An 11,492-nucleotide genomic window follows, 5' to 3' on the forward strand; every position below is an offset into this window, starting at 1 on the left:
GGCAGCAGCGGCCAGCTGCCAAGCAGCGCGATTAGGCCCAGGCCGAGCCAGGCCAGGGCATCCCAGGCGCCGTCGCCGAGCAGGGCGGCAAACAGCCCGGCCGAGGCCAGCAGGGCGATGGTTGGGGCGCGCTGGGTTAGCGGCGGGGGGCTTGTTCTATCACCGCGCAGGCTGACTCACGGTATGGAGCGACAGCCTGGAGACGCGCTGAACAATCATTGCCGTCGCTCCCGCGCAGGCGGGAGTCCCGGTGGTGCGTGGTTCGGCGTGGGAATGATGGCGATTCTGCGCGTTTCTAGAAGCGTCGAGTTGTCAGCAGCTCTTCGAGCACCCGCGTGGTGACGCGGAAGGGGATCGACATATGGTCTTCGCCGGCCTCGAGCTGGAAGTCGCTGCGCAGCCCATACTGAGAGAGGTTCTCCAGGCGTCGTTGCAGGGCGCGTACGTCCTGGATTTCCTGGGGCATTTCGCGGTCGCCGGCCCATATGCTCAGGCTGGTGTGGGTTAGGTCAAGTTTGCCGGCATGAGCCTGCTCGGTGAAGGCGCGCTCATGGGCCAGCAGGTAGCGATCGCGCCACCACAGGCTGGGGCTGATCGCTACCACATGCTGGAACAGTGCCGGGCGGGTGAACAGGCTGTAGACGCCGAACATGCCGCCGAAGGACCAGCCCACCAGGCTGCGCTGGTCTTGATCGACCTTGAAGCGCTCATTGACCTTGGGCATCAGGCGCTTTTCGATGAAGTCGAGAAACAGGTCCTGACCGCCCTGGGGCGGGTCGTTGCGCTCAGCCGGCTGCGGCGGCGACAGGTCGAAGGCGCGGCGATTGAAGTCATACGGTGTGTTGCTGGGATAACCGATGGCCACCAGGATCGCGCCCTTCCAGCGCTCCTGCACGCGCTTGGCGGCGTGAAAGGCCGGGAAGAGCGCGTTGCCATCGACGATATAGATCACCGGGTAGCCGCCGGTATAGGGCACGTCGCCCTCCGGCAGGCTGACCATGATGCGGTAGTCGCGGCCTTCGGCGCTTTTCATCAGCCATTGCTCGCTACCGTCCAGGGGCGCTGGCTCGGCCTGGGCGGCCTGCAAGCCGCCCAGTAGCAAGGCGCCGATCAGGGTTGCTGCATTGCGCAGCCAGCTCAGGGCGATCACCAGCTGTAGCTCAGGCTGGTGATCAGGCTGCGCGCCTCGCCGCGGTAGCAGTAACCGTCCTGGCAGTTGATGTACTGCTTGTCGGTCAGGTTGCGTGCATTGATGGCCAGGCGCGCACCATCCATGTCGTTGCTGAAGTCGTAGTGCACGCCGGCGTCGAACAGGGTGTAGTCCTCGCTCTTGGCGGTGTTCATGTCGTCGCCATAGACGCTGCCGGTGTAGCGCGCGCCGGCGCCGAAGCCCAGGCCGAACGGCAAGTTGTAGTCCAGCCACAGCGCGGCCAGGTGACGTGGCACGTCTTTCGGGTCCTTGCCTTCGTTGCCGTCGTTGCTTTTGGTCACTTCGGGGGCGTTGTAGCTGTAGCTGGCGGTCAGGTGCAGGCGTTCACTGAGGTCGGCCACGGCTTCCAGCTCCAGGCCTCGGGACACCTGCTCGCCGGTCTGCACGGTGTTGAGTGGGTCGAGCGGGTCGCGGGTGGAGACATTTTGCTGGGTCAGGTCATAGAGCGAGGCGGTGAACATGGCGCTGGTGCCGGGCGGCTGGTACTTGAGGCCAACTTCGTACTGCTTGCCTTCGGTGGGCTTGAGCGGGCCGTCGGCGTTGGTGCCGCTCTGCGGCAGGAAGGACTCGGCGTAGCTGGCATAGGGCGCCAGGCCGTTGTCGAACAGGTACAGCGCGCCGAGCTGGTAGGTGGTGGCGGAGTCGCTGGTCTTGCTGTTGTCGCCGCTCAGGTTGTCGCTGTTGCGCACATGCACCCAGTCGCGGCGCAGGCCGGAGGACAGGCGCCAGTTATCGAGTTCGATCTGATCCTGCAGATAGATGCCGCTGCGCTGGCTCAGGCTGTCCTGGTCGGCCAGCGGGTCGGTGGGCTTGCTGACCGGCTGGTGGTAGTTCGGCGCGTTCATGTCGATGGATGGCGCCGGACCCCAGGCATACAGCACCGAGCTGTCGTACCAGGCGTAGTCCCAGCCGGTCAGCAGGGTGTGCTGCAGCTCGCCAGTGGCGAAGCGGCTGACCAGGCGGGTGTCGCTGCTCACCGAGTCCATGTCCTCGTACACGCCGACCGCATAGCGATCCATGACGCCATTGGTGATAGTGCCGTCGGGCTGCAGGTACTGGTTGGTGGTGTCCAGTTGGCCGTAGCGCAGGTTCTGCTGCAGGCTCAAGATGTCATTGAAGGCGTGCTCGAACTCGTAGCCGAAGGTCGACTGGCGCTGTTCGAGCTTGTCGAAGTGTTCGTCGCCCTGCCAGAAGTCGGTGAGGTTATCGCCGTCTTGGTAGAGCATTGGCGAGGCCGCCGTTTCGCGTTCCTGGTACTGGGCGAGCAGGGTCAGACTGGTGTCGGGGTCGATCTGCCAGCTCAGCGATGGCGCGATCAGGCTCACGTCGTTGTTCAGCTGCTCAATGTCGTACTCGGCGTCGCGGTACACGGCCACGGTGCGCAACAGTACGTCGCCGTCTTCATCCAGCTTGCCGCCGATATCGAACTGGCCCTGCTGGTGCTCGTTGTTACCGCCTTGGATCTCAACCTGGTTCTTCGCCAGCAGGCTTGGGCGCTTGCTTACCCGGTTGACCATGCCGCCGGGGCTGATCTGGCCGTAGAGCACTGAGGCCGGGCCCTTGAGCACTTCGATGCGCTCCAGGGTGTAGGCCTCGGTGCCGTAGATCGACAGCCAGCCGTTGTAGGGCTGGCGCAGGCCGTCGAGGAAGTCGGCAGACATTGTGGTGTCGAAGCCGCGCACGCTGATGGTGTCGAAGCGCGGGTCGAGGCCCGAGCTGCCCACGCGCACACCGGCGCTGTAGGCCACGGCGTCCTGCACGCGGTCGACATTGCGGTCGGCGATCTGCTCGGCGGTGACCACGCTGATGCTCTGCGCGGTTTCCAGGATCGGTTTGTCGGTTTTGGTCGCACTGCTGGCGTTGCTGGCGTAATAGCCCTCCACCGGGGCGAAGGCACTCTGCTGTGCCGCATCAATGCTGGTGGGGGCGAGCTGGTAGCTGGAGCTGTTGGGGGCCGGCACTACCACGTAGCCGGAGTCGGTCTTCTGCGCGACCAGGCCGCTATCGGCCAACAGCGTCGCCAGGCCGTTTTCCAGCGAGCCGCCACCCTGCAGGCCGCGGCTGCTAAGGCCGCGCACCAGTTCCGGCGAGTAGGACAGGGTAATGCCGGCGCGCTCAGCGAAGCTGCTCAGCACCTGCTCCAGCGGGCCGGCCTGGATGCTCGGCGCAACCTGGCTGGCCGCCGCCGACTCGGCCCGCACCGGCAGGCTCACCGTGCCGCCGAGCAGGGCCAGCGCCAGGCAGATGGCGCTTGGCACGGTACGGGGCTGAAGCTGAAACGGCAGGGGGCTGGCAGAGCGCATGACGGTATCCATTGAGGGAGTGATCATCCCTAACCGGATGAGGCGCAGAAGTCCGACAGGTTTTCTGCAGTTGCTGAGGTTTCGCCGCCGGGTGAGGGGCTAGGCCACCGGCACGATGCGCACCCACCAGCGCGTGCGCTCGACGATTTTTACCGGTAGCAGGTGGGTGATATTGCGCAGCATCAGCTGCGGTTCATCCAGATGAAACACGCCGGACAGGTGCAGGTCGGCCACGGCCGCATCGCAGCCCAGCCAGCCTGTGCGGTAGCGCCCGGCCTCGGCCAGGAAGTCGCCCAGGCGAATGTCGTTGACCACCAGCAGGCCGCGGGTCCAGGCGGCGGGGTCGAGTGCCCCCTTGCCGAGGGTGGTCATGCCCCGCGCCGAAACGCTCAGGCCCTCGCCGGCCTGCAGCCAGCGCTGGCCGGATGCGCCGCTTACCAGCACTTTGCCCTGCTCGACGCGAATTTCGCTGTGCGCGTCCCGCTCGCGCAGGAGCACCCGTGCCTGGTGCCCGTTGCACTCGGCGAAGCGGCAGCGCACCTGCCATTTGGCGCCGTCGACCTGTACTTCACCGGTGCGCAGCAGTAACTGCTGCCCCTGCACGTCCATGGCGCTGCCGGTATTGAGCAGCACCTTAACGCCATCGCCCACGTCTACCAGGCGGCGCTCGCCGGTGGTCGTGGCCAGGTCGGTGTGCCAGGTCGGCGGTGCATTCGCGGTCAGCAGTGTCACGCCACCGGCCGCCGCGCCGAGGCTGAGTATCTTGAGCATGCGCCGGCGACTGAGGTCGGCCTCGGCGCGCTGTAACAGGGGGATGCTCTGCGTGGCACTGGGCAACTGGCTGGCCTGGAACAGCCCGCTCATCTGCTGCAGGCGCTGCCAGGCCAGTTGATGCCGTGGGTCCTGGCGCAGCCAGTCCTGCAACTGCCGCTGCAGTTCGGCATTGCCGCCATTGGCGCGTAGGCGCATCTGCCAGTCGATGGCCGTGCGCACGATGGGCTCGGGCAGGCGCTCGGCGGCTGCGCTCATGGCTCGAAACACACGTGGTAGCAGTGCAGCAGGGCGCTCGCCACATGGCGCTCGACACTACGGCTGGAAATGTTCAGCTCCAGCGCCACCTGTGCATGGGTGAGGCCGCCGAGCTGATACAGCAGAAAGGCCTCGCGCACCGCTGGCTTGAGACCGTCGAGCAGTTGCGCGATGCGCTCCAAACACTGCAGTGCCTCATGGCGCACTTCCGGCGAGGGATGGTTGAGTTCGGGCACATGCGCCAGCGCTTCGAGGTAGGCGCGCTCCAGGGCATCTCGGCGCCAATGGTCGATCACCAAGCCACGGGCGATCCGCGCCAGCAGGGCACGCGGCGCCCGGTCGCTGATCGGTTGGCCACGCACGAGTAAACGCACAAAGGTGTCCTGAGCCAGGTCCGCCGCCTGCTGCGAGCAGCCGACCGAACGCCGCAGCCAGCCCTGCAGCCAGCCGTGATGCGTGCCGTACAGCACCTCGAGAGGAACGATCGAATCAATTTCAGCTGATGACATGACCCCGCCCCGGGCAGACAAGCACAAAGCGTCATGGATGAGCATGACGGGCGCGCACCTTAGTCGAGAATGCTTCCCATTTCAATTCTTTGCTGTGTGATGTTGCCGGACACTATGTTGGTGCTCGCGCAGTGGCGTTTAGGGGGAGCGGTCGCGGTGCGGGGCAAGGCTGTGGCGGGTGCGCAGGTCCGCCAGTTCGTTGGTTGTGTTCAGGCAGTAGTGATGCACCTTGCCGCAGTTGGTTCAGGCGACCGTTGGGTTACCGGGTGCTGGGGGTCACAGCGAAGGCGCGGTTTGCCTGCGGCGCCAGGATTGCGCTCGGAGCTGTAGTTCGACCAGGCTGTCGAGGCCTTGCCGGCGCGCGCGACTGAACAGGATCAGCGCCAGTTCGGCGGTCACCAGGGCGTCGGCGCTAGCGTTGTGGCGTTCCTGCACGTGCAGGCCGCAGTAGCGCACCCAGTCGTCCAGGCCGCCCTTGCGGATGCCAGCATCCGGGTAGAGCAGTGGGGCGACGTCGGCCAGGTCGATAAACAGGTGCTGCAGTTTGTAGCCGAGGCTGTCGTACAGGGCGCGGCTGAGCATGCGTTGGTCGAACGGGGCATGGAAGGCCAGCACTGGGCTGGCGCCGATGAATTCCATGCAGGCCAGCAAGCCGTCGGCCGGCGCTACGCCTGCGGCGATGGCGCTGGGGCCGAGGCCGTGAATCAGCACGCTGTCGTTGGTCGGTTGGGCGTCGCGTTGCAGGGTGCATTCGAACTGCTGGCCGAGGTCGATGGCGCCGTCCTCGATGATGATGGCGCCAATCGACAACACCAGATCGCGGTTGGTGTTCAGGCCACTGGTTTCCAGGTCGAGGACGACCAAGCGTTGCAGGTGCAGGGCCTGCTCCACAATCGGTTCGGCAGGCAGCAGTTGATCGCGGCGCTGCAACTGCTCTTCGCTGAGGCTCGGGCCGCGGGCCTTGCGCCAGTTGAACAGGCTCATAGCTGGTAGCGCAGCGCCAGGCTGCTTTGCAGACGCTGGGCCTGGCGGAAGGATTCGCGCAGGATGCGTCGGTCCAGCTGGTTGAGGCTGTCCGGGTCGAGGCGGTTGGAGAATGGCAGGCCGCCGCGGGTTTGCAGCTGGTGCTGTTGCAGGCGGGTCTGCTGGATAAAGTGATAGGCCTCGGCATAGGCCGCGCCGTCCTGGGCATCGATTACCTCTTGCTCCACCAGCAGGCGCAGGCGCTCCAGGGTGTTGCTGACGCTGATGCCGTTGGCCAATGCCAGCAGGCGGGCGCCATCGACGAACGGTGTGAGGCCCTGGACCTTGAGGTCGAGGGTGTCTTTCTCCGCCCCTTTGCGGGCCACCACGAAGTCGCGCAGACGCCCCACGGGAGGTTTCTGCCGCAGGGCATTATCGGCCAGCATGCGCTGGAACAGCGGGGTGTCGGCCACCAGCTCAAGCAGTTCTTGTTGCAGTTGGCGGCAACCGTCCTCACTGCCCCAGACCACCCGCAGGTCGAAGTAAATGCTTGAGGCCAGCAGGTTTTCGGCGGTGGCTTCGCGCACGAAACCGCGGAAGCGCCGCGACCATTCACTGCGCGACAGGCACAGCTCGGGGTTGCTGGCCATTATCTGGCCTTTGCACAGGCTGAAGCCGCACTCGGCCAGGGCATTGTTGATATGGGTGGCCAGGGGCAGCAGGCGCGCGCGAATGGTCGCGGCCTCGGCCGCATCGGTGGCGTCAAACAGGATGCCGTTGTCCTGGTCGGTATACAGGGTCTGCTCGCGTCGGCCTTCGCTGCCAAAGCACAGCCAGGTAAAGGGCACGCCGGGGTCGCCAAGGGCCTCGATGCCCAGTTCGATCACCCGGCACACGGTGTGGTCGTTGAGCTGGGTAATCAGCTGGGTGATCTGGGTCGAGGACGCTCCATGGGCGAGCATGTGATCGACCAGCTGCTGGATGTCGCTGCGCAGCGCCGCCAGGGTTTCCAACTTGCCGGCATGGCGGATGCTGCGCGCCAGGTGAACCAGATCAACGCGCTGCAGGGAGAACAGGTCGCGCTCGGAGATCACCCCGCACAGACGGCCGTGCTCCACCAGGCAGACATGGGCGATATGCCGCTCGGTCATCGCCATCGCCGCATCGAAGGCACTGGCCTGAGGTGACAGGGCGAAGGGTTGCTGGGTCATCAGCTGGGCGATCGGCTGGTTGAGGTCGTCGCAGCCATCGGCTACCACCCGGCGCAGATCGCGCAGGGTGAAAATGCCCAGGGGTTTGAGCTGCTCGTCGGTGATCACCATGCTGCCCACGTGCTGCTCGTGCATCAGCCGTACGGCCTCGCGCAGCGGCGTGTGTGGTCGACAGCTGACGGGTTGTTGCATCGCCAGTTCGCCCAGGCGCGCCTCCAGCGAATACTGCGCGCCAAGGGTCTGGGTAGCGTGCAGCTGGACCTGTTGATTGACCTGGTCGAGCAGGCTGCTGACCCCGCGCAGGGCAAAGTCGCGCAGCGGGTTGGAGAGGGTGAACAGCTTGATAAATGCCGGCTTGTTGAGCAGCAGGCAGAAGCAGTCTTGGGCGGCCAGGTGCTCAGTGCGGGTGGCGCGTTCGCCAATCAGGGCTGCTAATGGGAAGCACTCACCAGCGGTGATCTCGAAGGTGGTTTCCTTGCCGTCCTTGCTGCTGTGAGGCCGCTCGCCGTGTACCAGGCCCTGTTTGACGATGTAGAAATACTCGATGGGGCCGTCGCCGGGCTTGATGATGCTGTCGCCGGTCGCATAGAAGCGCAGTTGGCAGTTCTCCACCAGAAAGGCCAGATGCGCGCTTTCCATCTGGTTGAAGGGCGGGTACTTGCGCAGAAACTCCATGGTGCCGTGGATGTTCTGCATCACCGCCACTTTGCCGGGGTGCTGAGCGTCGATCTGCATAGCGAATTACCAGCGAGGGCTTTGCTTGGATGCTGGCTCAAGTGAGCGCCGCGCGCCAATGCAACTTTGGTCGCACTAGGTGGTTTTGTGTGGCCATAAAAAAACCGCCCCGGAGGGCGGTTTCTTCAGTCACCAACGATCAAGGCAGTTTGAACAGCACCTTGACCTTGTCGGAGACGGCAGCGGCATCAACGTAGCCAATGGCGTCCGCTTCCGCGCCAACCTTGGCGACCACTGCAGCGTCATCGGCTACGGTGGGCAGCGGTTGGCCTTTGCCGGTGAACACCAGGCCGGACCAGTAGGACTTGAGCTGGGATTCGTTCTTGTTCGCCACACTGGCGTAGAACTTCTCCTTGGTCGGATTCCAGGCAGCCTGATCGACACCTTTCAGCGACTTGTCCTTGCCCAGGAAGATGTTGGCAACATCGGCCTGACTAGGAGCGGCGCTGGCGCCAGCATTGACGATCACCGCTACTTCGGCCTGAGCCAAGGCGGCGCAACTGAGCAGGGCGAGAGCGCTAAGCATTTTTTTCATAAAGGCTCTCCTTAGAAAATGAAGTCGACGCCGACGCTGAAGATATCAGCATCGTGGGTGCCCAGCGGAGCGCCAAAGACGCCAGTCTGCTGGTAGGCCGCATTGTCATAGGACTGCTGCGCATTGGCTTTGAATACACCGATCGACTCATCGCTTTGCGAGGTATCTACGCGCTTGTATTCGCTTTTGAGGGTGACGGTTGGCGTGATGCTGTAGTTCAGGCCGTAGGTCATCGACACTTGGCGGCCAGACGACTCATCCAGTTGGCCGTAGGTCACGTGCGCCAGGTAGTCGCCGAAACGGCGGCCGCCCATGATGTAGAACGCGTTGGTTTCGGCGTCGTCATCCCGTTCAACGGTGAGTTTGACCGCTTCGGCAGCGCTCAACCAAGTACCGTCGTCGTACTGGTGGCCAAGCGAGCTGAACTTGCCTTTTTGCGCATCCAGCGCATTGAACACAACGTCTTGCGGCGCGCCGAAAACGTTGGTGATGGTCTCATCCACGGTGATCTGCAAATCTGCCTCGGCATAGCCGATGCGGAAGGTGCCGAAGTTATCGGTGGAGAGCGCTACGTTGGTAGCGAATACGTCGCGATAGTCCAGTTCCTGCATGTCATCCAGCGCGTAGTGGTCGCGCTTGATAGCCTGGCCGCCTGCAACTTGGAAACTCAGGGTGCCGATATCGGTGCTGCGGTTGTAGAGCACGTCGCCGCCGTCGTGGCTGGTCAGTTGGACGAGGCTGTAGACCTCTTCCGGGAGGCGCAGCCATGGGTAGGAGAAGCCCACATTGAGGGTTTCCGAGTACATGTAGATCGGCGTACCCAGGCGGCCGCCACGCAAGGTCAGGTTGTCGTTCGCCTGCCAGGCCAGGTACAGATTGCCGGGGCCGACTTCCCAGGAGTCCTGAACCGGTTTGGTGCCCAGTTGGCCAGTCACGCTAAGGGTGTCGGTGATGCCGTAGCGCAGTTGCACGGCCAGCTTGGACAACTGATCGCCACGCCAGCCATCGTTGGTCTGGCCTTGCATGCCGTAGTCCAGATCGCTCTCGCCACCCATGTGGGTGACGCCAACGGTGCCGAAACCGTTGAATTGATACTCGCCTTGCTCTACGGCAAGGGCGGGCAGGCTGGCCAGGCAAACCGCCAGGCTTAGAAGGTGACGTTTACTCATCAGGTGTGCTCCTGTTGTTTCTGGTTATACGCGGAACTGGGCAGTGGCTGCGCGCAGGTGGTCGCCGGTGCTGACCAGTTGCTCGCCGAGGCGGGCAGTGGCTTGAGCACCATGGGCGGTGGCCTGGGCATCCCCTTGCAGGACTGCGGTTTCTTGCTGGATCGAACTGGAAAGACCGATCTGTTCCTGGGTGAACTGGGCAATGCCGGCGTTCAGCTCGTTGATCTGGCCGACGGCCTGGGCGATTACGTCGAGCATCTGGGTGGCCTGCACCGAGCGCTCGATGCTGCCTTGGGCTTTTTCGCCGTTGACGGTCATCACGTTCAATACGCCGTTGGCGCTGTTTTGCAGGCGCTGAATGATCTGTTGGATCTCGGCGGTGGACGCGGCGGTTTTCTGCGCCAGGTTGCGCACCTCGTCCGCTACTACGGCGAAGCCGCGGCCTTGTTCACCGGCGCGGGCGGCTTCGATGGCGGCGTTGAGGGCCAGCAGGTTGGTCTGTTCGGCAATGCTGCGGATCACGGTAAGCACCGAGCCAACTTGCTGGGTTTCTTCCTCCAGTTGCTGCATGGCCTCGACCGCGCCCATTACGCTGCTGCCCAGGTCGCTGATGCTGGTCGACAGGCTACCAATGCTCTGCCGTGCGGCATCGGCTTGTTTGGAGGCCGCGCCGGCTTCATCCGAGGCTTGCCGCGAACGATGGGCGACCTCCTGAATGCTGCTGGTCATGGTCTGAATGTCGCGGCTGATGGAGTCGGTATGGCCTTGCTGGGAGCTGGCGTTCTCTTCCGAACCCTGGGTCAGACGGTACAGCTCTTGGGACATCTGCCCCAGCGGGCTGGCTGCTTCGACGATCTGCCGAATGGTGCCTTGCAGTTTGTCGAGGAAGCCATTGAACAGCTCGATCATGGCGCCAATTTCGTCATTGGCTTCCACTGATACGCGGCGTGTAAGGTCGCCATCACCACGGGCAATCGCTTGCAGTGAGTCGATCACACCGTGCACGTTGCGCATGATGCTGCTAATCACCAGCCACGAGCCAAGGGCCACAAGCGCGACCAGCACTAGGCTGAGGATTATCCCCACGCGGGTAGTGGTGGCGTTGTCCTTGCGGGTTTGTGCCAGTGCGTCCTGGAAGTCCTGGTAGGCATTGGTGCGGAACGCGGAGCCCAGTTTTTGCGCCTGGCTGAGATCGCTAGCCATGCGGTCCAAGTTTGGGCGCAGGGTGTCAAAACTGGCCGTGCCTTTGACCAACTGAGACGACGCAGACAGGGCGTTTTCCGCATAGCGTTGCACGGCCACACGCCAGGCATCGAGTTCGTCACTGCGCTCGCGCTGGTTACTCAGCAAGCCTTGCAATTCCTGTTGTTTGGCGGCGATAGCCTGCAATACCTCACGGGCCTCGGTGAGGGTCGACTCTTCGCCAGCCGCCACCGCGCTGTTGAGCAGTGCCGGAATGCGTGAGAACTGGAAGATCACCGCGTCGGTTTTTTCCAGCGTCGGGTAGCTATGGGTTTCCAGCTCCACCAGGCGTGAATCGTTATTGGATAGCTGCTGCGAGTTGTAGCCCACGTACAGCAACAGGCCGAGCAGGGCAACGGCTGGCAGCAGCGCCAGTTTCAGGGTCAGGGACAGATTCTTGAGCATGTTGTGCTCCAATACGGGACACGTAAGTAATACAGGAGTGACCGGGGCTTTTTGGTCTGTTCAGGGGCACTCTGGCTGACTGCGCAGTTAGCCCCCGTTTTATTAATATCGGCTGCCCCTACATTTGCTATAGCTGTTTGGCTGCACAAATGCACGGTTGTAGGCATAAAAAAGCCGCCTT

General features: G+C 63.6%; 9 protein-coding genes. All 9 read right to left on the reverse strand.

Translation table 11 applies throughout. From position 1 onward, the window contains the following. Positions 1-295 precede the first annotated feature (295 nt). A complete protein-coding gene (locus AC56DI_RS16435; RefSeq protein ID WP_496347103.1) occupies positions 296-1,150 on the reverse strand; it encodes an alpha/beta hydrolase in 855 nt (284 codons plus the stop codon). Next, positions 1,147-3,513 carry a TonB-dependent siderophore receptor gene (locus AC56DI_RS16440; RefSeq protein WP_496347104.1) on the reverse strand — a complete coding sequence of 789 codons (2,367 nt, stop codon included), beginning with the start codon at positions 3,511-3,513 and terminating at the stop codon, positions 1,147-1,149. Before AC56DI_RS16440 ends, AC56DI_RS16435 begins: the two co-directional genes overlap by 4 nt. A gap of 99 nt (positions 3,514-3,612) precedes the next feature. Beyond that, positions 3,613-4,542 carry a DUF4880 domain-containing protein gene (locus tag AC56DI_RS16445; RefSeq protein WP_496347105.1) on the reverse strand — a complete coding sequence of 310 codons (930 nt, stop codon included), beginning with the start codon at positions 4,540-4,542 and terminating at the stop codon, positions 3,613-3,615. Then, positions 4,539-5,051, reverse strand: coding sequence for a sigma-70 family RNA polymerase sigma factor (locus AC56DI_RS16450; protein WP_496347106.1), 513 nt, complete (start codon positions 5,049-5,051; stop codon positions 4,539-4,541). The genes AC56DI_RS16445 and AC56DI_RS16450 overlap by 4 nt, the downstream gene beginning before the upstream one ends. A gap of 276 nt (positions 5,052-5,327) precedes the next feature. Further along, positions 5,328-6,035 carry a 3'-5' exonuclease gene (locus tag AC56DI_RS16455; protein ID WP_496347107.1) on the reverse strand — a complete coding sequence of 236 codons (708 nt, stop codon included), beginning with the start codon at positions 6,033-6,035 and terminating at the stop codon, positions 5,328-5,330. After that, the gene (locus tag AC56DI_RS16460; RefSeq protein ID WP_496347108.1) at positions 6,032-7,960 is read right to left on the reverse strand and encodes a putative nucleotidyltransferase substrate binding domain-containing protein; all 1,929 of its coding nucleotides are present in this window, start codon (positions 7,958-7,960) and stop codon (positions 6,032-6,034) included. Before AC56DI_RS16460 ends, AC56DI_RS16455 begins: the two co-directional genes overlap by 4 nt. Positions 7,961-8,099: 139 nt before the next feature. Continuing rightward, positions 8,100-8,495, reverse strand: a complete 396-nt coding sequence (locus tag AC56DI_RS16465; protein ID WP_496347109.1) for a phosphate ABC transporter substrate-binding protein — start codon at positions 8,493-8,495, stop codon at positions 8,100-8,102. A gap of 11 nt (positions 8,496-8,506) precedes the next feature. Then, positions 8,507-9,664 carry a hypothetical protein gene (locus AC56DI_RS16470; RefSeq protein WP_496347110.1) on the reverse strand — a complete coding sequence of 386 codons (1,158 nt, stop codon included), beginning with the start codon at positions 9,662-9,664 and terminating at the stop codon, positions 8,507-8,509. A 24-nt stretch (positions 9,665-9,688) separates the two neighbouring features. Next, positions 9,689-11,311 carry a methyl-accepting chemotaxis protein gene (locus AC56DI_RS16475; RefSeq protein ID WP_496347111.1) on the reverse strand — a complete coding sequence of 541 codons (1,623 nt, stop codon included), beginning with the start codon at positions 11,309-11,311 and terminating at the stop codon, positions 9,689-9,691. Positions 11,312-11,492 lie beyond the last annotated feature (181 nt).

This window comes from Pseudomonas sp. BGA-UO-ETr-WB11 (assembly GCF_059567785.1).